The organism is Micromonospora sp. SL1-18 (genome assembly GCF_047921505.1).
In the GTDB taxonomy this organism is placed as follows: Bacteria; Actinomycetota; Actinomycetes; order Mycobacteriales; family Micromonosporaceae; genus Micromonospora.
In genome coordinates, this window is the sequence record NZ_JBLROA010000263.1 from 1 (window position 1) to 283 (window position 283).

The 283-nt window shown below is 64.7% G+C and carries 1 protein-coding gene; it reads right to left on the bottom strand.

Annotation, left to right across the window (positions count from 1 at the left end; translation table 11 throughout):
- On the bottom strand, positions 1-283 hold a 283-nt coding region (locus ACNAW0_RS30865; protein ID WP_416291557.1), incomplete at both ends, for a hypothetical protein.

The following is a 283-nucleotide window of genomic DNA, read 5'->3' on the forward strand; positions in this document are numbered from 1 at the left end:
TGATCGCACGGAACGCGACGCCGTTGCGCCCGTTGGTCGCCCACGGGATGGCCTCCAACTGCTCGACCTCGATGAGCTGCCCCACCATCACGCTCGGCTTCTCACCCGCCGTGGTGATGGTGATGACCTCACCGCCCGTCTCGTCGAGAACGAAGACCTGGGTGGACCACATGAGCCGGCCCGTTCCCTTCTCCGACCGCTGGTTGCCGTTCTGGTCGTTCTTCGGCTCCGGGTCCTTCGACACCGTCACCTGCTTCGCCTTGGTGTCCACGTACAGCTTCAC